The sequence below is a fragment of the Pseudoalteromonas prydzensis genome (genome assembly GCF_011050055.1).
Taxonomy (GTDB): domain Bacteria; phylum Pseudomonadota; class Gammaproteobacteria; order Enterobacterales; family Alteromonadaceae; genus Pseudoalteromonas; species Pseudoalteromonas prydzensis_A.
Map to the genome: position 1 here is coordinate 1 of NZ_DRGM01000123.1, position 20037 is coordinate 20037.

At 41.4% G+C, this 20037-nt stretch carries 17 protein-coding genes and 2 pseudogenes; 10 read left to right on the plus strand and 9 right to left on the minus strand.

Going from position 1 to position 20037, the window contains the following annotated elements; translation table 11 throughout:
- Positions 1-73 precede the first annotated feature (73 nt).
- The 3 genes from rplX to ENH88_RS11400 form a co-directional block, all read right to left on the minus strand.
- Positions 74-388: a 50S ribosomal protein L24 gene (rplX, locus tag ENH88_RS11390; protein ID WP_016710194.1), complete on the minus strand. Its 315-nt coding sequence runs from the start codon at positions 386-388 to the stop codon at positions 74-76.
- 10 nt (positions 389-398) lie between these two features.
- A complete protein-coding gene (gene rplN, locus ENH88_RS11395; RefSeq protein WP_011329449.1) occupies positions 399-767 on the minus strand; it encodes a 50S ribosomal protein L14 in 369 nt (122 codons plus the stop codon).
- A 276-nt stretch (positions 768-1043) separates the two neighbouring features.
- Entirely contained in the window at positions 1044-2984 is a 1941-nt protein-coding gene (locus ENH88_RS11400) for an AsmA family protein (protein WP_304182367.1), read from the minus strand.
- Between the two features lie 142 nt (positions 2985-3126).
- Between ENH88_RS11400 and ENH88_RS11405 the strand changes: the two genes are divergently transcribed.
- The 4 genes from ENH88_RS11405 (at position 3127) to ENH88_RS11420 (ending at position 7753) form a co-directional block, all read left to right on the plus strand.
- Positions 3127-3327: a helix-turn-helix transcriptional regulator gene (locus ENH88_RS11405; protein WP_304182400.1), complete on the plus strand. Its 201-nt coding sequence runs from the start codon at positions 3127-3129 to the stop codon at positions 3325-3327.
- A gap of 149 nt (positions 3328-3476) precedes the next feature.
- A complete protein-coding gene (locus ENH88_RS11410) occupies positions 3477-4640 on the plus strand; it encodes a hypothetical protein (RefSeq protein ID WP_304182368.1) in 1164 nt (387 codons plus the stop codon).
- A gap of 290 nt (positions 4641-4930) precedes the next feature.
- Complete coding sequence (locus ENH88_RS11415; RefSeq protein ID WP_304182369.1) at positions 4931-5608, plus strand: TorF family putative porin; 678 nt, start codon at positions 4931-4933, stop codon at positions 5606-5608.
- A gap of 288 nt (positions 5609-5896) precedes the next feature.
- Complete coding sequence (locus ENH88_RS11420) at positions 5897-7753, plus strand: SLC13 family permease (protein ID WP_304182370.1); 1857 nt, start codon at positions 5897-5899, stop codon at positions 7751-7753.
- Positions 7754-7889: 136 nt separating this feature from the next.
- On the opposite strand, the pseudogene ENH88_RS11425 reads toward ENH88_RS11420, so the two are convergent.
- Positions 7890-8039: pseudogene (locus tag ENH88_RS11425) on the minus strand (oxidoreductase); the annotation flags it as partial.
- Here ENH88_RS11425 and ENH88_RS11430 point away from each other — a divergent pair.
- Both ENH88_RS11430 and ENH88_RS11435 read left to right on the plus strand, forming a co-directional pair.
- Positions 8015-8583: pseudogene (locus ENH88_RS11430) on the plus strand (TorF family putative porin). The pseudogenes ENH88_RS11425 and ENH88_RS11430 overlap by 25 nt on opposite strands.
- A 269-nt stretch (positions 8584-8852) precedes the next feature.
- Positions 8853-9998 carry a Fic family protein gene (locus ENH88_RS11435; protein ID WP_304182372.1) on the plus strand — a complete coding sequence of 382 codons (1146 nt, stop codon included), beginning with the start codon at positions 8853-8855 and terminating at the stop codon, positions 9996-9998.
- Between the two features lie 61 nt (positions 9999-10059).
- On the opposite strand, the gene ENH88_RS11440 is transcribed toward ENH88_RS11435, so the two are convergent.
- Positions 10060-10953, minus strand: coding sequence for an aldo/keto reductase (locus ENH88_RS11440; protein WP_304182374.1), 894 nt, complete (start codon positions 10951-10953; stop codon positions 10060-10062).
- 225 nt (positions 10954-11178) lie between these two features.
- Here ENH88_RS11440 and ENH88_RS11445 point away from each other — a divergent pair, with 225 nt between their 5' ends.
- Positions 11179-11856 carry a nitroreductase family protein gene (locus tag ENH88_RS11445; protein ID WP_304182376.1) on the plus strand — a complete coding sequence of 226 codons (678 nt, stop codon included), beginning with the start codon at positions 11179-11181 and terminating at the stop codon, positions 11854-11856.
- Here ENH88_RS11445 and ENH88_RS11450 read toward each other — a convergent pair.
- The 3 genes from ENH88_RS11450 to ENH88_RS11460 are packed head-to-tail and all read right to left on the minus strand — an operon-like array spanning position 11849 to position 16494.
- Positions 11849-12910: an efflux RND transporter periplasmic adaptor subunit gene (locus tag ENH88_RS11450; protein WP_304182378.1), complete on the minus strand. Its 1062-nt coding sequence runs from the start codon at positions 12908-12910 to the stop codon at positions 11849-11851. The genes ENH88_RS11445 and ENH88_RS11450 overlap by 8 nt on opposite strands.
- Complete coding sequence (locus ENH88_RS11455; protein WP_304182379.1) at positions 12900-16187, minus strand: efflux RND transporter permease subunit; 3288 nt, start codon at positions 16185-16187, stop codon at positions 12900-12902. The genes ENH88_RS11450 and ENH88_RS11455 overlap by 11 nt, the downstream gene beginning before the upstream one ends.
- Before the next feature lie 4 nt (positions 16188-16191).
- Positions 16192-16494, minus strand: coding sequence for an ArsR/SmtB family transcription factor (locus ENH88_RS11460; RefSeq protein WP_304182380.1), 303 nt, complete (start codon positions 16492-16494; stop codon positions 16192-16194).
- A 131-nt stretch (positions 16495-16625) separates the two neighbouring features.
- On the opposite strand from ENH88_RS11460, the gene ENH88_RS11465 reads away from it, so the two are divergent.
- The 3 genes from ENH88_RS11465 to ENH88_RS11475 all read left to right on the plus strand — a co-directional run bounded on the left by ENH88_RS11465 (position 16626) and on the right by ENH88_RS11475 (position 19021).
- Positions 16626-16814 carry a YgaP family membrane protein gene (locus tag ENH88_RS11465; protein ID WP_149983085.1) on the plus strand — a complete coding sequence of 63 codons (189 nt, stop codon included), beginning with the start codon at positions 16626-16628 and terminating at the stop codon, positions 16812-16814.
- 1 nt (position 16815) lies between these two features.
- Positions 16816-17160, plus strand: a complete 345-nt coding sequence (locus ENH88_RS11470; protein ID WP_304182382.1) for a rhodanese-like domain-containing protein — start codon at positions 16816-16818, stop codon at positions 17158-17160.
- 79 nt (positions 17161-17239) lie between these two features.
- Positions 17240-19021, plus strand: a complete 1782-nt coding sequence (locus tag ENH88_RS11475) for an alkaline phosphatase D family protein (RefSeq protein WP_304182392.1) — start codon at positions 17240-17242, stop codon at positions 19019-19021.
- Positions 19022-19108: 87 nt separating this feature from the next.
- Here ENH88_RS11475 and ENH88_RS11480 read toward each other — a convergent pair whose 3' ends face one another.
- Positions 19109-20023, minus strand: coding sequence for a DMT family transporter (locus ENH88_RS11480; protein ID WP_304182393.1), 915 nt, complete (start codon positions 20021-20023; stop codon positions 19109-19111).
- Positions 20024-20037: the final 14 nt, after the last annotated feature.

Below are 20037 nucleotides of genomic sequence, written 5' to 3' on the forward strand. Positions count from 1 at the left end.
CTTCTCTTGAAGTTCAGCAACTACTTTGTCTTTATATACTTCATGCAGTTTCGCCATCATTCTACTCCAACTATTAGATAGTTTTACCAGTAGATTTAAAGATACGTAATTTCTTACCATCTTCAATCTTGAAACCTACACGATCTGCTTTACTCGTTTCCGAGTTGAAGATCGCAACGTTTGATACGTCAATAGACGCTTCTTTCTCAACAATGCCGCCAGGCTGGTTCAATTGTGGAACCGGCTTTTGGTGCTTCTTGATTAAGTTAATGCCTTCGACAAATACTCGACCAGACTCGGTAACAACTGAAAGCACTTTGCCGCGCTTACCTTTGTCTTTACCTGCTAGAACGATTACTTCGTCATCACGACGGATTTTTGCTGCCATGATTGACTCCTTACAGTACTTCTGGGGCTAGTGAAACGATTTTCATGAACTTATCATTACGAAGTTCGCGAGTCACAGGGCCGAAAATACGTGTACCAATTGGCTGCAAGTTATCATTTAAGATAACAGCCGCATTGCTGTCAAAACGGATCAAAGAACCATCTGGACGACGAACGCCTTTCTTAGTACGCACAACTACCGCGTTTTTAACATCACCTTTCTTCACTTTACCGCGAGGAATTGCTTCTTTAACAGAAACTTTAATGATGTCACCAATCGCTGCATAACGACGGTGCGAACCGCCTAAGACTTTAATACACTGCACTTTGCGAGCGCCGCTGTTATCAGCAACTTCCAGCTGAGTTTGCATTTGGATCATGTTAATGACCTCCGGTGTAGTTATTACAACTGCCTTAAATCGTTTAAAATCAAGACATTTAGGTTAAAAACCACTCGAAAAACAATCTAGTTGCATTCCAAGGGCGGGCAATTGTATCAGCATTGGAGGGGTAGTGGTAGGTTATTTTTTAATTAATTTAGAAATACAAGGGTGACTATTTTGCTGAGAAAACAGTTTTTGCTATTTTAGCATTGATTAGAAAACAATCAGGGCAAATTTATGCCCTGATTGTTTTATCACCGAATAAAATCGGCATTAATTGCCAAACAAACCTTTTAATTTATCTTTGATTTTATCTTTGGCTTTCTCTTTTACTTCATCTTCGGCGGCTTTGCTTACGTCTAAACTAATGCCAACATCATGGAATGGCCCTTTGATACGCACTGGTATTTTAAAGCCAGTGCTATCATCTGTCGTGCCCTGCCCCTCAAGTGAATCAACAATGCCAGTGACTAAGCGATAGTTAACCGTCGTAGCTGGAAGGTTTATACCTCCTTCACCACTGATACGTACTAACGGGCTTAGTAAACTAAGATCCGTATTTTTACCAACGCCATTAGTAAAGTTAAAGCTACCAGTGAGTGCAGAAAAATCTGTTTGCTGGGAATTATCAAAGCCGGTATCTAGCCCTTCTGATACTGCTCCAAGGTTGCCTTTAATTAGCTCTTTACCTTTGCGTACCATTTCAGCGATATTGGCACCTTTGACTGCACCATCGGCAAACTCAAATGCCAATTTACCTTGTAGTGCACTCATAAAGTCTTTTTGGCTCTGACCTGATGTTGCTAAGTCCCAATTTAACGAGCCTTTGCCCATTAGCTTATCAAAGCCTGCAGCATCCGTTAGCAATGGTTGTGCATCTATTTTATCTAATGAGAAGTTGGTGCTGATTTGATAAGGAGCTTGTTTCGCATTAACCGTTATTGTGCCTTTACCATTACCTTCGTAGGCGGCAAATTTATCTAGGCTAACTGCAGCAACCGCGTTTTTAAGGGTGACTGTAAATTGATTAGCACCAAGTTTGATTTCATTTGCTTGTAAGCCACTTGAACGGATCACCACATTCGCATCTAGGGCATTTAAGCCACTCAAATCCATTTTTGTGTCATCCCAAACAATCGGTTGCGCTGGTGCATCCTTTGCAGGCTCTGATGCCTCAGTTTGCGCAACTGCTTCTGGTAAGTATGGATTTAAGTTCAGCATGCCTAAATCGATATCAGCCTTTACTGCTAGGCGCTTGCCAAGGTTTAACTCACTTTTACCCTTGATCTCTAGCGCATCCAATGTCGCAACTAATTCAGCTAGGTTAAACTTATCACCTTGCATACGCATTTTGCCGCTAACACTAAATGCATTAAATGCGTTTTCTTTGGCGCTCAGCTCTACTCCCTGCCATTTAGCAATGTCTTTCACTGAATCACCACTGAGCGATAATTGACCTTGAATATCTTTGCCTTGGCCAGCAATTGAGCCTTTAAACTCAACATCGACTAATCGAGAAGTCACACTTTTAGTCACATTAAAGGTATCGCCTTCAATGGCTTTAGCTGGGTTATCAACCGTTACATCCAACTCAAAGCGCTCTTGCATATAAGTAATTGCGCCTTTTACCTCTAATGTTTTATGTAATGAAGGCAGTAAAATTGCTAACTCAAGATCGCTGATCTCTTGCTTAACGCCAGTCGCACCATCTAAGTAAACAAACTTACCGCCGTAAATGGCCACTTCACCTAATGCAATATCAAAGTTTTCAGGTAGCTTAACTGGGCCACTATTTTGTTGCTGCGCTGCTGGCTGCTCTGCAACCGCATCAAATAATTGCCAGTTTGCTTTACCATTTTTATCTGTTTCGAGCAGAATATTTGGTTCATTGATCACAAACTTTTCTAGTTTCAGTTCACCACCAAATAGCGAAAACCACGGAATATGAATTGCCAGTTGCTGCATGCTTGCCATATCAGCGCGTGAGCCCGTTTTCATATTGGCAAAGTGCACATCTTCAAGCTCAAGTTTTAATGACGGAAAAACAGATAAGGTTTTGTCACCTTTAATGGTCAGAGCTCGCCCTGTGGTTTGCTCTACCTGTTGCGAAACTTTGTTAAAGATTGCATCGGTAGGGATTAAAAACGGCGCTGCAACGATTAAAGCAACAAGCAATAACAGTATAACGCCAATAACTTTAAATAAGGTTTTCATGATGGTCCTTTCAAATGTGCAAATAATACTCTTATCATAGCGGGAGTTAGCATTAAAATCATTGTGCAACGAAGAAAAATGCAATTCTCTGCATTCTACATTGAATACATGAATTGTGACTGAAACATTTTAATACCTTTAGCTGCAAAATCATGTAGCAGAATTTCGCAAAGCCGCGGGGCTATCGCAGCAAGAACTAGCCGATGCGATTAATGTTTCGCGAAAAACCATTAGTACGGTCGAAACATCGCGCTTTACACCGTCGGTGATCATTGCGTTGAAAATAGCACTGCACTTTAATACCTCGGTTGAGAGTCTATTTTTACTTGATGAACACGATTAATACAGCCATGCTGCAATCTTGAGATTTTCAGAACTATCTTGATTGCATCCCTTGTATTCTTCGGTATGATGCACAGCCCTGTTGTTTTAAGGCGTTTTGCGCTAAAATTAAACAACTGAAAAATGTATCTAACCGGAGTACCATCAGGCATGAAAAAACTGCTCATTTCACCTTCACAAATGGCATTAGGCGAACAAGAAGGCCATATTTATCAAAATATTCTAAAGCAGGCTTCTGAAATCAGCTTAAACCTGATGGCGGTGAAAATAGAAAATCATCCTGAAGACTTCTTAGGTTGGTGCTATGAATTGCTCAATGCTAGCCGTGACCGTATTAATCATGATTTACTAGAAACCAATCAGTTACCTATTTTAAAAAAGCTTAATGAGTTACTCGTTTCAGCTATTAGCTTCTTACAATTGAAAACATTACGTGTTGCACCTTGGCCTGTGGTCAGTGTATTTATTGAGCAACATAAAGACGTATTAGCGCTTGATGAGCAATTGCGTCTGACCCAGTATATTGCTGGTATTCGTGAGCAATCATTAAAAGAAATGATCCCTGAAGACTTATTAGCATTTACTGGTAAACATACTTCAGCGCTCGATCCAAGCAGTTATAACTTTGACGTTGAATGGTTTAGTTCAACAAAGAGTGCCAAGGCTTTCCATCAAATGCTTGCTGACCTTCCCGCTTTATTTGATGAAGCATTAGCACACATCCCTCTTGAAGGCGAAGTAACAGAAGCTGATTACCAAGAGTTTGTACTCAAATACGTACACGCTTTTACTGACAACAATGAAAAGCCAACTTTAGCACCGGCAACTCGTTTATTGGCAATGCGTCGCCCTGATGTATTTACACCGCTAAACAACTCACGCTTAGATGCCTTATGTGCAGCGTTAGCGATAACCAAATTAAACAATCGTGATTTTGCACGCTATTGGCAAGATATTGTGCAAGCGATTCATGCTATGTCTTGGTTTAAAATGGCCAATGGTGACAGCGAACTGGATCAACAACTTGTGGCAATCAAAGCGCTAGTTCCGTGCTTTTTCTATTATGCAGACACCAACAGTGCTGAAAACTCAAATTACATCAAGTTATTGAGTAAACCAAAGCGTACTACTAGCAGCACCACTAAAAAAGTGCGCCGTGGCAAAGAGTCAGCTGAAATACTGGTTGACCGCGCCCTTGCTGCCGATGATATGCCTGAGCATATCCGCGCAAAACGTGATTCTATTATCAGCGAAGTACAAAAAGGCCGTGGCGTTGCTGAGACCATCAGCCTGATGCGTACTATATTTGGTTAAACCACAGTAAAGAATACAAAAACCCGCTGCAACTGATTTGTGCATGCGGGTTTTTTTATGCACCAACTAAGTGCGTAACAAGCAACCATGATTATATCCCTCCTCTAAGCACTGAATTTAACCAGATGTTTTCAATAGATTTTAAATTTAATTTAGAGCTTTTCATTTAACTTGGCACAAGCAGTGCAAATATCCTGTTAGACAACTAGAAATGGGATCAGCAATTACTAGACTGCAATCTAATAAATAATTGCGAACCAAAAAATCAGCATAACAACAGGATACCAAACATGTTAAAACTAAAATCAGCGATTGCTATCAGCACCCTTGCATTTATGGCCGCTACATCTACAGCAGCTTATGCAGAAGTAACTGCCAATGCGGCAGCAACATCAAACTACTTATGGCGTGGCCAAGAACAAACCGGTGGTGATGCCGCTGTGTCTGGTGGTATTGATTACGCTAATGAATCTGGATTTTATGCAGGTACTTGGGCATCAAATGCAAGTTGGGCAGAAGGTATGACCTACGAGCTTGATCTCTACGCTGGTTTTGGTGGCGATATTAATGAAAACATCAGCTACGACGTTGGCTACATTTATTACGCTTACCCTGATGCAGCTTCTGCTGCAGATGCCGATTTTTCTGAAATTTACGGTAGTATCAGTATGGGTGGCTTTAGTTTTGGCGCATCAGTACTTGCAACTTCAGCCGCCAGTGGCGATGGCACAGACTTTGGTGATTCGTTATACCTAACTGCAGATTACGGTTTCGCAGTTGGCAGTAATGGTACTGAAATGGCCTTACACTTAGGCCACTATTCTGGTGATTTTATTGGTGATGACGATATCATCGATTACGGTGTATCTATCTCTAAAGATGGCTTTACCTTTGGCCTCTCAGATACCGATATGGATGACAGTGATATTAAGGCTTACGTTGCTTTTGCAATGGACTTTAGCCTATAAAAAGAATGTGTTACTTGCTGCAACACTAAGGGCCGCAAGGCCCTTTCTCATAATAAAAATACTCTTCCTTAATGACCAATCTAGCTATAGTTTTATAGAAGGTGGAGCTTGTTAAACCCAACTTCCTGTCACTTTCTATCGCTCACCCTTGCAAAAAGCGCTGCTTGTATCTAGCTTAAACTTAAGATCTTTATCAAAATTTAGATTATGTTGGAAAATTTTCAGTTAGCTGTATTGTATATAAAGACTCATTGATCTAACTGTCAATATAACAAAAGGAACGCCACTATGACCTTCGAGCAGTTGCTCATTCTCGCCATTTTATTTATTACAGTTGCGTTGTTTTTGTGGGGCCGCTTTCGTCATGATGTAGTGGCATTAATGGCTTTATTGGCTTGTGTTGTGGTTGGCTTGGTTAACCCTGAAAATGCCTTTAGTGGTTTTGGCCATCCTGCGGTCATTACAGTGGCTTGTGTACTCATTTTAAGCCGCGGCTTACAAAATGCTGGTGCTGTAGACGCTTTAACTCGCATTGCCTTACCTAGCAATGCTGGGCGCATGCTCAGTATGCTGGCGCTCATGGGGTTAGGGGCTCTATTATCTGGTTTTATGAACAATGTAGGCGCGATGGCGTTACTGATGCCAGTGGCTATTCATGTTGCAAAACGGCTTGAATTAACCGCTGGGCAAATACTAATGCCGCTGGCTTTTGGTACTATTTTAGGTGGCATGACTACATTAGTGGGAACACCACCGAATATTATCGTCTCTGGTTTTCGCGCTGAAGCGGGATTAGGCAGTTTTAGCATGTTTGATTTCACCCCTATTGGCCTCGCCGTTGCTGTAATTGGCATATTATTTATTGCACTCATTGGCTGGCGACTGGTTCCTGCGAGAAAGCAGTCAGGTTTAGAAGGGTTTGAATCAGGCGCTTATATTACCGAAGTGAGAGTCGAAAAAGGCAGTAAAGCGGATGGTATGCGCTTAAGTGAAATTGAAAAAGAACTCATTGAAGTCGATGCTCAAATCATTGGCATTGTACAAAAAGAGGTAAAAATAATTGCCGCTCACTCAAGCCGTCGAATTTATGAAAACGATATTTTAATGCTCGAAGCCGAAGCCGAATCGCTAACGGATGCACTGTCTATTTTAGGCTTAAAACTTGAAGAATCTATTGAGCAAGCCGCTTCTGAACAAGCGCAAGAAACACACACCTCTTCAAACACAATACCCGAGAGTGAGCAGTCTGCTGAACAACAAGCAGAGCAAGACAAACCAAACAGAACTGGCGAAGTATCGCTAATAGAGCTAGCTGTGTTGCCCAGTTCAATGTTAGCTGGGCGCTCAGCCAGTGATATATCACTGCGTACTCGGTATGGCATAAATTTACTCGCTTTGTCGCGAGAAGGTGCACGTTCAATGAAACGCCTGCGTTCAATTGGCATTCAATCGGGTGACTTATTACTAATGCAAGGCGATCCAGAGTCGATTGCAGAATTTGCTGCTGATAATGGCTGTGTCCCCTTAGCTGAACGAGAACTACGTATTCCAGATAAAGTAAAAATATGGCAAGCAAGTTTGATTATGTTATTTGCCATTGCAGGTGCTGCGTTTGGCATACTGCCCGCTGCCGTCTCATTTGCCATTGGTGTATTAGCCTCTATGGTTGTAAAAACAGTGCCATTACGCCAAGTATACGAAGCCATTGATTGGCCTGTGATTGTGTTACTCGCAGCTTTGATCCCCGTTGCGGGTGCCATGGAAGCCACCGGCACCGCCGACCTAATAGCATGTTTTTTGCTGGAAAGTGTGGCGCAAGGCAATGCCGTAATAGGGTTAGCATTAATTTTAATTGTTACTATGTTCTTATCTGATTTAATGAACAATGCCGCGACCGCCGCAGTGATGTGCCCCATTGCCATTGGAGTTGCAACCACCTTAGGTGTTAGTCCAGATTCATTTTTAATGGCCGTAGCCATTGGTGCGTCGTGTGCCTTTTTAACCCCCATAGGCCATCAAAATAATACCCTAATTTTAGGCCCCGGCGGCTTTCGCTTTGGCGATTATTGGCAGCTAGGAATAGCGCTAGAGATTATTGTGGTTGCTATATCACTGCCTATGCTACTGATATTTTGGCCGCTGTAAGCCCATTAAACGGCGCCTGCAGTGAATTATGTAGTTTAAAAACTCTGCAAGTGCCAGTGCTTAGTTTTTTTGCACGGCCCTAACTCACTTTATAAATAGTATAAGCAACCCTCACCTAAAGCATACTGAGCTTAAGTTAAGGCACACTATGCCCTGTTGAGCCTTGCCAAATGCGATACCATTGCTCGCGACTGAGCTTTAATTGCTTAGCTGCAACAGCTGACTCTATACGTTTAATATTACCTGTGCCTAACACGACTGATGGCTGGCTTGGATGCATTAACAGCGGCACTTATTGAAGTAACAGCCAGTGCCGCAGCAACATCAAACTACTTATGACGTGACCAAGAGCAAACCGATGGTGATGCAGCTATATCAGGCGGTATTGATTACGCCAGCGAGTTAGGTTTTACGCAGGTGCTTAGGCTTCAAATGCAAGCTGGGCCGATGAAATGACTTATGAGCTTGATCTCTAAGCTGGTCTTGGTGGCGATATTAATGAAAACATGAGCTGCAATATTGATTACATCTATTACGCTTACCCTGATGCAGCTTCGGGTGCTGATGCTAATTTTTATGAAATTTACGGTAGTATCAGTATGGGTGGCTTTAGCGCATCAGTATTTGCAACTTCAGCCGCCAGTAGCGATGGCACAGAAATGGCTTTACACTTAGGCCACTATTCTGGTGATTTTATTGGTGATGACGATATCATCGATTATGGTGTTTCAATCTCTAAAGATGGCTTCACCTCCGGCCTCTCACGTACCAATATGGACTACAGCGATATTAAGGCTTACGTTGCTTTTTCAATGGACTTTAGCCTATAAAAAGAATGTGTTACTTGCTGCAACACTAAGGGCCGTAAGGCCCTTTCTCGATCCGTCAGCCAAAATAAAAAGCCTATTTCAGCACATCAAGTTATTTAAACAAATAATTCACTTTAATTAAAATTAAGCGTATCAACCTTTATTAATTGTATGTAGATAACAGAACAACTAATATGTAGTTATCATATATACAATTTGTAGTTAATTAAAAGAAATATTTTATTTTTACTAATTAAATACAAAAACTTAAAAGCAACTGGTGTAAATAAATGACAACAAACAATGAGTTTAACTTAAGACTTGTGAGTCCTAGTTTTGATTCTGAGCTCACGGACTCTTTAATAGAATTAAACCACCTAAGGAAATTGAAATTACAAGGAACAACAGCTCCTTGGATTTTTTTTCAACTTAAACATATTTTTCATATTTTAGAGAGTGTTGGTTCAGCAAGAATCGAAGGTAATAGAACCACAATATCTGAATATATAGAAAGAAAAATAGAAAAAGAAGAAAGATCAAATGAGCGATTTTCAGAAATAGCGAATGTAGAAGCTGCAATGGATTTCATTGAAGAAAGCATAAGTGGTGGAACTAAATTAACACATCATTTTATTAAGCAACTGCATCAACTTGTAGTTGGAGAATTGACTGATGAGGGTGATCGCACTCCAGGAGCTTACAGAACTTGGAATGTCGAGATATCTCAATCTGCTCACACACCACCCGATCAAATTCAAGTACAAGCATACATGGATGAGCTAATTGAATTCATAAATCAAACAAGTGCTGATAAATATGATTTACTTAAGACAGCTATTGCACATCATAGATTCACTTGGATCCACCCCTTCGGTAATGGAAATGGTAGGGTAGTAAGATTACTTACCTATGCATTGATGATCAAATATGGATTTAATGTCAAAGACGGGAAAATTATAAACCCAACAGCTGTTTTTTGTAATGATAGAGATAAATATTATGAATTCCTTTCAGAAGCTGATTTAGGCACTGATGAGGGACTGTTAAATTGGTGTGAGTATGTACTTTCAGGAATTTTAGAAGAAGTCACAAAAGTAAATAAGCTATTGGACTTCGATTTTCTTTATAAAAGCATTCTTGTACCCACTATTAAGTTAGGAGCTGAGAAAGGCTATTTAAATAAAGAAGAAGCTAAAATATTGAATATAGGTATATTAAAACAGAAATTCAAAGCAAATGAACTTGATGAAGCATTAGAGGGTTTAACAAGCAGACAAAAAACCCACCTCATTTCCAAAATGAAAGATTCTGGATTTATTCGTCCATTAACCGAAGGTGGTCGAACTTATTACGTAAGCTTTATGAACAATTATCTTATGAGAAGCCTTATTCAAATCTTAGAAAAAGAAAAGTTTATTCCTCCTATTGATTCATAAGCTTGTGAATAAATCACAGTAGCTGGGTCATATCACTCACCTTGCCCCAGCCACCTCAATCCTATGGCACACTATGCCCTGTTGAGCCTTGCCAAATGCGATACCATTGCTCGCGACTGAGTTTTAATTGTTTAGCTGCAACAGCTGACTCTATACGTTTAATATTACCCGTGCCTAACACGACTGATGGCTGGCTTGGATGCATTAACAACCAAGTATAAACAACTTGATCAATAGAACTTTCGCCAATTTCACTGCCAACTTGCTCAAGCACTTGACGTAGACGAATCGCTTTTTCATCATTTTCTGCAAAAATGCGACCGCCAGCCAAAGGCGACCAACACATAGGTTTAATATCAAGTAGCTGGCATTGATCTAAGCTGCCATTATCAAGCGCCTTGAGTTCATAGGGTGAAAATTCAATTTGATTAGTGACTAACTCAAAATCTAAGCGTGACTGTAACAAACTTAACTGCGATGACGTAAAGTTAGACACGCCAAACTCCAGTACATCACCATTTTGTTTAAGGGTAGTAAATGCCTCAGCTACTTCGTCTGCATTCATCAAATAATCAGGGCGATGGATCAGTAATACATCTAATCGGTCGGTATTAAAATGCTTTAACGATTGCTGCGCTGAGCTAATAATATGCGCTGCACTCGAATCATAATGATTAGCTTGGCCTGCTAACCCTAAGCTTGCAAAGGCTGGCTTAATACCGCATTTAGTAATAATTTTTATCTCATCACGAATACTTGGCTTTAGTGCCAAGGCTTTACCAAATTCGGCCTCGCAACCATATTCACCATAAATATCAGCATGATCAGTATGTTTAACGCCAGCCTCAATCGCCTGCTCAAGAAATGTTAAACATTGCTGCGGTGTAATTTGCCAATCTAATAATCGCCAAAACCCAAGTACTAGGTCGTCTATTTTACGCTCTGACACTCTCATAATAACCTCTAACTGATTCTAATTCCTAATATAGTTTAACAACCCAACTTAGCTCAGCTCACATAAAAGTGCACTAATTACATTGCTGCATATATTAGTAATAATTTATTCAATAGTACCTCATAAACAAATAAAACTAAAAGCGGTATATAAAAGGCACATCGCTTGCACTCATATGACTGACGATGTATAAAAAAGGAACATGATTAAAAGAAGCGAAAAGCCATGCAGCAACATGACCATCAACCACTTACAGACTTTATTGAATACCCGCATGAACAGATGCTTGAACGCGCTAATGAGTTTTTAACGACCAGCCAGCGTCGTCATACAATTCGCAGTTTTAGCGACCGACCGGTGCCAATCGAGATTATTGAAACCTGCATTAAAGCCGCAGCTACAGCACCAAGTGGTGCAAACCACCAACCGTGGCATTTTGTAGCAATTAATAGTAGTGATGTGAAAAAGCAAATTCGTGAAGCAGCCGAGAAATTAGAACGCTCATTTTATCAAGGCCGCGCTGGTGAAGAGTGGTTAGATGCCCTAAAGCCATTAGGCACTGATGCCAGCAAACCTTATTTAGAGCATGCGCCTTGGCTGATTGCGGTGTTTAGTCAAAAGAAAGGTGGCGTAAGTACAGATGATAAAAACACCAACTACTATGTGCATGAGTCAGTCGGTATTGCCACCGGCTTTTTAATCCAAGCATTACATCGCGCAGGGCTTGCAACACTAACTCACACACCTAAACCAATGAGCTTTTTAACCGACATTTGTGGCCGCGACAAAGACAACGAACGCCCTTATATGCTGCTCATTGCCGGTTACCCAAGTGATGATGCTACTGTGCCTAATCATGCCTTGGTGAAAAAATCACTCGATGAAGTTGCGACCTTCATTTAGGTTTAAAATCCACCGCTAATGTGTCGCCGGCGTTAAGCCCGGCGATAATATGCTGTTTAGCATTAATCACCTCCCCTAAACGAACAAAGCGGCGCTCAATCTTTTGCTCGTTAATAACATATACCATGGCTAATTGACCGTACTCATGCACCCAACTTGGCTCAATTAAAATTCCTTGCTCGGTATCCAGTGGCAAGTGAAGCTGTGCATATAAACCAGGCATCAAGTTTGATTGTGTTGGCAACTCTAAACGAATTAACATACTACGTGCAGCACTATCGGCAATCGGAACAATTTCACTCACCACCGCAACAGCGGTTATATTAAGTGAAGGCAAACTGACCGTTAAGCTTTGACCCAGTGTGAGGCTAATTGCCTGACGTTCTCGCACATTAAATTCAAACTGTAATTGTTGTGGATTATAAAGTGCCAATAAAGGTGAACCAGGCACTGCGGTATCACCTGGTTCAACTAACCGCTCTACAACAACGCCAGAAATGGGCGCTTTTATACGGGTAAATTCAAGTGCAACTTGTGCTTGGGTTTGCTGTTGCTTGGCAACAGCTAAGCTTGCGGTTAAGTTATCAAATTTCGCTTTTGCTTCATCATTATCACTAACCGATACCAACCCTTGTGAATATAACTCAGTTACGCGCTTAAGCTGTTTATCAGCTTGTGTAAGTGACGCTTGAATGGCTTTTATTTGCGCATCACTTTGTGCCAATTGCGCTTTAAAATCGTCTTGCTGCAAAGTAATGAGTACATCGCCTTGCACAACACTATCACCAGCACGTACATTTAAACGTTCCACTTGTGCCATCACTCGTGACGAAATTTGCGTGTTTTGTTTTGCAATCACAGTACCGGGAACATCTTCACTGCGCTTGATCGCCGTCAGCTCAACGGTAGCGACTTTTCCCTCATATGTCGTTGCTAATACGGGTTTATTTCCTGCGGCTTGTTTATTTGAAAAGCTGCCTGCCATATAAAGCACAGCAACAATAATCACTAACAACGCAATGATTGAGCCGAACAGTTTTGATTTACCTTGCATGAGCTTCATCCTCGGTTGTTTGTGTGTTCGCAAACACTAAATAATAAACTAGCGGCACCACAAACAACGAAAACAATGTTGATGCCACAATGCCAAAAATAATAGCGATAGCAAGACCACTAAATACGGGGTCTAAGGTAATCACTAAGTTGCCTAATAAAGTTGTGCCAGCAGTCAGTAATACTGGCCGCATCCGCGTTGTGCCTGCGGCAATCAATGCCGCTTTTATTGCCATCCCTTGCCCGCGAGCTTGATTAATAAACTCAACTAAAATAAGCGAGTTACGCACCACAATACCAGCAAGTGCTATCATGCCGATCATCGCTGTTGCGGTGAATAGCACAGGCTCTGGAGCACCGGCTATGGAGCGCTCACCAAACTGATTTAATAACCAAAAACCCGGCATAATACCAATCACAGTAAGTGGAATAGCCGACATAATAATCAGCGATAAACTGGCAGATTGCGTTTGTATTCGTAAAATAATAAAAATGGCGGTTAACGCAAAAGCAAACGCAATGCCCATATCTCTAAACACATCAATTGTGATCCGCCATTCACCTTCACCACTAAACGTTACATGCGTGCCTTGTGGTAATTGCCAAGCCTGAGTTCCACCGTTATTAAAAAAGCTGCGGGCTAACCAATTTGTTTGCTCAAAATCATCGCTACTTACATTTAAATCAGCGTTTACGTCCGCAATGATTTCTGCAGGAGTACGGCCATTAAGCTCTGCCATCACGTATACAACCTCGCGTTGGTCTTTACGCATAATCGGTTTTGCGACATTTAGGTTATGAAATTCACCCAGCTCAGATAAAGCCACCAACGGCCGTGGCGCGCTGGTTAAACCAAACTGATTGGTTGATTTTGCCAGCTCTCTATCACCTCTGACTTGCATAGCAAGCAGCTGGGCTAATTGGTTGCGCTGCTGATATGGTAATTGCATTTTGATATCAACGGGCTGCGTTTCACCACTGACATACATTACCCCGACATTTTTACCCGCAGATGCAATCGCTAATGTATTGGCAATATCTTGTGTTGATACCGCCGACAAAGCCGCCTTGGCTTTATCGGTAATAAAGCGCTGCATCGGTGCAGTAGCTGCAATACTGGTATCAACTTCAACTACATGGGGCTCTTGTTTTAATCGCTTAGCGACTTGTTGCGCCGCTTGATGATGGGTTTGCGTATCAACAAACGGATCACGATATACCTCTGCCACTAAGGTGCTAAATACTGGCGGCCCGGGTGGAACTTCAACCACTTTTATCACAATGCCATTAACGGCCAATGGCTCAAGCTGTTTACGTAAACGCATCACCACACCATGAGACTGTTGCTCGCGCTGCGCTTTGTCTAATAGTAATACTCTAAGCTCAGCTAAATTAGTGGCCTCACGGCGATAATAACCGCGCACCATGCCATTAAAGTCCATGCTTGATGGTTGCCCAACATACGCAGCAATTTCACTTACCTCATTAAGCTGCCATGTTATAGCTTGTACTTTACGAGCGGTCAGTGTTGTTTGCTCCAGACTCGTCCCCTCGGGCATATCTATCAATACTTGTAGTTCATTTTTATTATCAAACGGCAATAACTTCAGCGGCACCATGCGCATCACGGGCAGCAATGCACTGATAATAAATAATCCTAAGGTTGCCCATAAAATCAGTTTTGCGCGCCCTTTACTGGCCAGTAAAGGCGTTAATAAGCGTTCATAAATAGCTACTTTAGGGGAACTTAAATCATTGTGTTCAACAATCGGTTCTTTTAATAACTTCATGGCAAGCCAAGGAGTGACAAAGAATGCCACTATGGTTGAGACCATCACGCTTACAGGCACATTAAATGCCATGGGTGCCATATATGGGCCCATCATGCCGGTGATATAAGCCAAAGGAATAAAAGCCACCATAATGGTCAGTGTCGACATTAATAGCGCGCCACGTATTTCACTCATTGCAGCGACAATCTGTTGTTTTTTATTGCCTTTGTTTTGTAAAAAACGGCTAATATTATCAATGCCCGTGATCGGATCATCCACCAGCAAGCCCAGTGATAATATCAATGCGAATAACGTTACTCGGTTGATGGTGTAACCAAACGCAAAATCGAGGCTTAAGGTTATGCCATAACAAATTGGCACAGCTAAACCAACAACAATAGCGGGTCGCCAGCCTAAAAATACGCCAACAAAAATCACTACGGTAAATACCGCAAACACTAAGCTTGAGGTTAAGTTGTTCACTTTTTCGTTAGCGGTTTGCCCGTAATCTCTAAGTATTGTGTAATCTATTTGCGAAGGTAAAAAATTAGTTTTTAAATCAGCCATCATCGCGTGCACATCATTTGCGACCGCAACGGCATTGGTGCCCGCTTTTTTAGCAACACTTAAGGTGACTAAAGGATGCTCTTGTGTGGTATCAGATTGCGCTAGCCACTGATAATTTTCAGGCTCACTTGGTCCATCGAGTACTTTTGCAATATCTTTTAAATAAACACTTTTGCCGTTAATAACATTTACAACAAGTTGCTCAATCGCGGCTTTTGTGCGTAACACATCACCAGCTTGGAGCATGATTTGTTGCTCTGCATTAACAACACTGCCAACCTGAGATAATTGATTAGATACACTCAGTGCATAATACACATCGCTGAGTGTAGTTTGATGAGCTGCTAGGGCCGTCGCATCTAAATTAACCGTTAAAGTGCGTTTGCGCCCAGCAATCACTTTAACTTCACTGGTGTTTTCTATGCGCTGTAAACTATTGGCAATTTCGTTAGCAAAACGAGTTAACTCATAGTCGTTATATAATTTAGGATCTTTACTAAATAAGCCTAGCATCACAATCGGCACGTCATTTACTTCTACCGGACGCACCTGCCATGAGCTAATAACTGACGCCATGGTATGTTGATAACTATATAGTTTGGCGTAAGTATCGAGGATTGCTTGTTCACGATCATGACCCACAGTAAAGCGCAATGTCACCACAGTGCCATTACTTTGTGTGGTTGAATAAATATGCTCAACACCGCGTAATTGCGCCAATAACTTCTCAAGTGGTTGCGTGACCAGCCTTGCCACTTCAGGCGCTTCAATGCTAGGAGCTGAGACATAAATATCCAGCATCGGCACCACTATTTGCGGTTCTTCTTCACGGGGAGTTTGCTGTAAAGCCATAATGCCAAGCAGCACAGCCATGACAAAAATAATGATAGGAATACGCCCGTTAAGACTATTTTTTACTGCACTGTCGAGCTTATCCATTTGCTTATTCCTTACAAAACAAACCATAGAGCGTGGCTAACATAGCCTGTGCGTTGTCGTTAACCACCCGATAATAGATGGTCTGGCTTTCGCGACGAGTACTAACAATATTTGCTTTTCGTAGTGCGGCCAAATGCTGCGATAAAGCAGACTGTGCCAGTGGTACAGCTGCATTTAATTCAGAAACACTCATTTCACGCTCCTGCAAACAGCATAAAATCATTAAACGGTTTTTATTTGCTAAAATTTTTAATAGCTGCTCAGCATGCTCTACGTTATTAGCCATAGCTGCAAAGTCGATAGTCATAGTTCCACTCTTATATTCAAAGTACCGCAAGATTATAGTTAGCTATATTAGAAAAGTCTAATATTATAATTTACTAATGTAGATTTATCTAATATATTAAATGACAACTATCACAACTACTAAGGTTAACCATGAAACTAAACGATGCTCTTCGCTTGATAGCAGGTGTAATGATTTGCATATCATTGTTACTACAGCAATTTCATGATCCATTGTGGATTTGGTTTACAGTGTTTATTGCTCTAAACTTAATTCAATCAGCATTTAGTAAATGGTGCCCGATGATCACTCTTTTAAAAAAACTAGGTTTCGAGGAATAACATGCTTACTTCAATCCCAGATCTAATGAAAATAATTACGCCAAATCAACGCCGTATTGAGGCTGCACAGGCCAAGCAAGAAATTGCTGACAACAAAGGACTATTAATTGACGTACGTGAACCCGCCGAACATGCAACCAAAGCAGCGATCGGCGCAATTAATATTCCCCGTGGTTTACTTGAAATGAAGTTAATGGAAATCGAAAAAGACCCAGCTCGGCCAATTTACTTACACTGTGCCAGTGGCGCTCGTGCAACATTAAGCGCTGAAGCACTTACCCGCGTTGGCTATGAAAATGTCACCGTTATTACCTGTAATGCAGAACAGATTTGCCAAGTATTTTAATGCAATTGGCATAACAGCTTCACATAAAAGTCATACTGGTCGGATAAGCTCTTACTTTTAAATTTAGCGGTACAGAGCAATGACGTTTACACGAAGAAATTTTTTAAAAGCCTCGGCGGCAGGATTTGGTGTCGCCGTTTTATCATTAGGATTAACGAGTTGTCGGTTTGACGATGAAGATGACGACATTCTTGACGTGAACTTTGCTCATGGTGTTGCCAGTGGTGATCCATTAGCCGACAGCCTAATTCTGTGGACGCGTGTAACCCCTCTAGATCCAACAACCACCAGCATTAAAGTACAATGGCAAGCAGCAACCGACCCTGACTTTGCTAATGTCAGCCACAATGGTGAAACACATATAAGTGCAGCTACAGACTTCACTCTGAAAGTCGACTTACAGGGCTTAAACGCCAACACCACTTACTATTATCGCTTTAAATCGAATGGCAAAACCTCGCCTATTGGTACAGGTAAAACACTACCAACAGGCAATATTGATAAAGTCAAATTTGCTGTTATATCGTGTGCCAACTACCCCGCAGGCTTTTTCCATGTGTATGGTGAAATAGCCAAGCAAACAGACTTAGACGCTGTATTGCATTTAGGTGATTACATCTATGAATACGGCAATGATGGCTATGCAACACAAGATGCTGCTATTTTAGGCCGTTTACTGCCAGAAGATAACAGTGACGAAATAATTAGCTTAGCTGATTACCGTAACCGCTATGCTCACTATCGTACTGATGCAAACTTACAAGCTGCGCATAGTAACTGTGCATTTATTACTGTGTGGGATGACCACGAAATTACCAATGACACATGGCAAAATGGCGCAGAAAACCATAATGAAGGCGAAGGTGAATTTAGCGAACGTAAGCTACATGCCCTACAGGCCTATTTTGAATGGATGCCAATCCGTAATGTAGCAGATAAAGAACGAATTTACCGTCGCTTTGAGTTTGGTAATTTAGTCTCTTTATACATGCTAGACACGCGTGTACTCGCCCGTGATGAGCAACTAAACTATGCTGATTTTGACCTGACCAGTGCACAAGGACAAAGTGATTTTGCAAACGCAGTAAGCTCACCAACGCGCGCATTACTTGGCAACGAGCAGCTTACTTGGCTCACTGATGGCATGACAACATCAAACTCAAAATGGCAGGTACTTGGCCAACAAGTACTGATGACCAAAATGCATTTGCCGTTTGAAGTACTGCAACTACTAGTGAGCTTACAAATCAGCCAAGCAAATGGCGGCGACACGAATGCATTACTAGCACAAGCATCGGCATTATTTGCTGAACTTGCACAAATCAAAGGCCGCGTGCTTGCGGGCGATCCAACTGTTACTGATGCCGAGCGCGCTCGAGTTGATACTACTGCACCATACAATTTAGATGCATGGGATGGTTACGCCTACGAACGTGAAGTGCTGCTTGGTACTGCCATTGCCGCACAAAAGAACTTAGTGGTTTTAGCGGGTGATACTCATAACGGTTGGGCTGGGCAATTAGTTACTGATGCTGCAAACCCAATTGCAGCGTCACAAAATGCCGGTGTAGAATTTGCTACCTCTTCGGTGTCTTCGCCTGGTCTTGAAGAGTACCTAGCACTGAACACGCAAGGAGCAGAAGCAACAGCACAAATGGAACAAGTGATCGCGTTATTGGTTAATGATTTAGTTTATAACAACCTCGTCGATCGCGGTTATTTAACCGTGACCTTTACCCCAGAGCAAACAACCGCTAACTGGCATTACGTAAGCAGCATTAAAACCGCCTCTTATGAAATGCTAACCGAGCGCAGTAAAGAACTACGTATGTTAGCAGGTCAGCCAGTAATTCAAGGGTAAAGTATCTAGGTGTTAGGAAAGAGGTTCTAGGTAAAAGATTAAAACAGCCCGGCGATCAGTTGATCGCCGGAATTTTACACTGCGGCTTTAATCATTTGTAATTCCTTTCATATTCTTAGTGTGACTATTTCTCTCAAAGTGCATAAATAAAACATGAGCGATACTTGATAGCACGATCAATACAATGCCTGCGATACCCAATAAAGTTTGAGTTTGTTGAAGAAAAATGTAGCCCAAAATACTAGAAAATAGAATTTGCGCATATTCAAGCGGCATTAGCTTAGATAAATCACTTTTATTAAAAGCGAAAAAACGTGCCGCAAGTTTAGTAATAAGGAGCCCACCATATAGCATAATTAGTAGAGCACTATTTGTATCTAAAGGTTTCCACACAAAAATAGCGACGGGTAATAAGATAATCGCCGAATAGAGGGGAGCAAAAACCATTTGAGGCACAACTTTCTCTGCATTGCCGATTTTCTTTAAATTAATATTATAAATAACTAAAATAGCTACCGCCGACAGTGCAAAGATCAATCCTAGATAGAGGTTTTGCTGCGTTACTTGGCTCGCCATTAGTTTTGGAGAAAGCAGCATCATCACTCCAGCTAAATTCAAAATAATAGCGATATAGACGTAGGCTTTTGGTTTTTCTCTAAAGATAAACACCGACAAAATGGACGTTATAAGTGGCACAAAAAAGTTAATCGCGGTTACTTCCGCTAAACTTAAATATTGCAGAGCATAAAACAAACATATTGTTGAACTAACACCAAGCAATCCTCTGAAAATATGTAACTTCATTTTTTGGGGTTTGATATTTTCCCATTTACCTTTCGAGAATAATATAATCGCCGCAAAAGCAGCAATTACATTAACCAAAAAGACAACTTGGAATGGGCTGATAGCTTTACCTAAAAAACCACCGATTAGTAACATCACACTTAAAATGAGTGAATCTGACAACATCCAAATTACTGCGGCTGACTCTTTACTAGCCATTTAACTTCTCTCCC

Coding starts and splice junctions, on each gene's coding strand:
- ENH88_RS11445 (WP_304182376.1), top strand. CDS start 11,179: ATGCAGCAACATGACCATCAACCACTTACAGACTTTATTGAATACCCG.
- ENH88_RS11480 (WP_304182393.1), bottom strand. CDS start 20,023: ATGGCTAGTAAAGAGTCAGCCGCAGTAATTTGGATGTTGTCAGATTCA.
- ENH88_RS11470 (WP_304182382.1), top strand. CDS start 16,816: ATGCTTACTTCAATCCCAGATCTAATGAAAATAATTACGCCAAATCAA.
- ENH88_RS11420 (WP_304182370.1), top strand. CDS start 5,897: ATGACCTTCGAGCAGTTGCTCATTCTCGCCATTTTATTTATTACAGTT.
- ENH88_RS11455 (WP_304182379.1), bottom strand. CDS start 16,187: ATGGATAAGCTCGACAGTGCAGTAAAAAATAGTCTTAACGGGCGTATT.
- ENH88_RS11460 (WP_304182380.1), bottom strand. CDS start 16,494: ATGACTATCGACTTTGCAGCTATGGCTAATAACGTAGAGCATGCTGAG.
- rplN (WP_011329449.1), bottom strand. CDS start 767: ATGATCCAAATGCAAACTCAGCTGGAAGTTGCTGATAACAGCGGCGCT.
- ENH88_RS11410 (WP_304182368.1), top strand. CDS start 3,477: ATGAAAAAACTGCTCATTTCACCTTCACAAATGGCATTAGGCGAACAA.
- ENH88_RS11415 (WP_304182369.1), top strand. CDS start 4,931: ATGTTAAAACTAAAATCAGCGATTGCTATCAGCACCCTTGCATTTATG.
- ENH88_RS11465 (WP_149983085.1), top strand. CDS start 16,626: ATGAAACTAAACGATGCTCTTCGCTTGATAGCAGGTGTAATGATTTGC.
- ENH88_RS11435 (WP_304182372.1), top strand. CDS start 8,853: ATGACAACAAACAATGAGTTTAACTTAAGACTTGTGAGTCCTAGTTTT.
- ENH88_RS11400 (WP_304182367.1), bottom strand. CDS start 2,984: ATGAAAACCTTATTTAAAGTTATTGGCGTTATACTGTTATTGCTTGTT.
- ENH88_RS11440 (WP_304182374.1), bottom strand. CDS start 10,953: ATGAGAGTGTCAGAGCGTAAAATAGACGACCTAGTACTTGGGTTTTGG.
- rplX (WP_016710194.1), bottom strand. CDS start 388: ATGGCAGCAAAAATCCGTCGTGATGACGAAGTAATCGTTCTAGCAGGT.
- ENH88_RS11450 (WP_304182378.1), bottom strand. CDS start 12,910: ATGCAAGGTAAATCAAAACTGTTCGGCTCAATCATTGCGTTGTTAGTG.
- ENH88_RS11475 (WP_304182392.1), top strand. CDS start 17,240: ATGACGTTTACACGAAGAAATTTTTTAAAAGCCTCGGCGGCAGGATTT.